This is a genomic window from Virgibacillus aidingensis (assembly GCF_010994035.1).
Lineage (GTDB): Bacteria > Bacillota > Bacilli > Bacillales > Amphibacillaceae > Virgibacillus_N.
Map to the genome: position 1 here is coordinate 1 of NZ_WIXN01000051.1, position 1152 is coordinate 1152.

1 protein-coding gene is annotated in these 1152 nt (G+C 30.6%); it reads left to right on the plus strand.

The genetic code is table 11. The annotated features are described in order from the left end of the window. The first annotated feature begins 57 nt into the window (after positions 1 to 57). A complete protein-coding gene (locus GHD25_RS19770; protein ID WP_164220072.1) occupies positions 58 to 483 on the plus strand; it encodes a GNAT family N-acetyltransferase in 426 nt (141 codons plus the stop codon). Positions 484 to 1152 lie beyond the last annotated feature (669 nt).

A 1152-nucleotide genomic window follows, 5' to 3' on the forward strand; every position in this document is an offset into this window, starting at 1 on the left:
ATTAAGTCTAAATAGAGTATACAACTAATCCCACCTGCATAAGTAGGTGGGATTTATTTGACGCTTACGTTTTTACAAGTTGCTAAAAGGAGCAAAAGAAATGAAGAGAAAGTTGAATTTAGAAATTTTGACATAATTCCAGAATCATTGGAGGAAACTTCATATGTAAAGAACTCAACATTATCTAAAAAGACCGTTGGGGTAGTTATTAAAAGGGGGAATACGATTCTATCAATCGCCAAAAATAACGGTTTTACTTTTGGTAAGGAATATTTTATCGACATCGATACATTTAAAGAAGAGGAAAGAAAGAAGGGATATGCTACTCTCGCTGCGATAAAGATAATTTCTTATTTTTTAGAAAAAAATATGTTTCCCCTGTGGGAAACTACAGAAAGCAATATTCCTTCACAAAAGCTTGCTTTAAAACTCGGATTTGAACCTATGGAACGTTATCCAGTATTTGAATTTAGGTTAAAGTAGCCACAATATATTGGGTTTAAAGGTCTTTACTTATTCCGTTGAAGGTCAAATAACAAACTTCAAATTAAACAAATTTTAATTACTGTAAATCAGCATATGGGGCGATGTTTGATATGGATAATATTTTATTAGCCGATGTCGCAAGAAAGTATGGAATTGCTGAATCTAACTTTAATTACTCAGGGTATTTTTAGGCAATGTTTACGGATGCACGTAATAGTAAAACTTTAAAATTTTATGCAAGTTCTCATATAGACATACAATTCCCGAATAATTTATGATTTAAAATATATCCCTTAGGAAAGCAACTGTAATAAAACTTGAATGAAAGGTTACTAATCATACTGGTTAGGGACCTTTTTTTAGTTTGTGTTCAAAAACAGGGCAATTTTATATTGCAAAATGCAAATAATACTTTACATTTTGCAATGAATTATTTACAATAATAATAACTGTTTTTGTAAGGAAGGGAATCTTGAGGTGAGGATAAATAATGTCGCAATGGGCACATATTTTTTGCGAATTATTATCAAAATCATTTTGTAAAATATGAAAATTTATTAACTTAGGGGAGGATAAAATGAGTTCATATGTCATTGAGACGTAAGCGTCAAATAGTCCCCACATTTTCACCATAGTTTTTTCATGCGATAATCTTCATAGAAAATA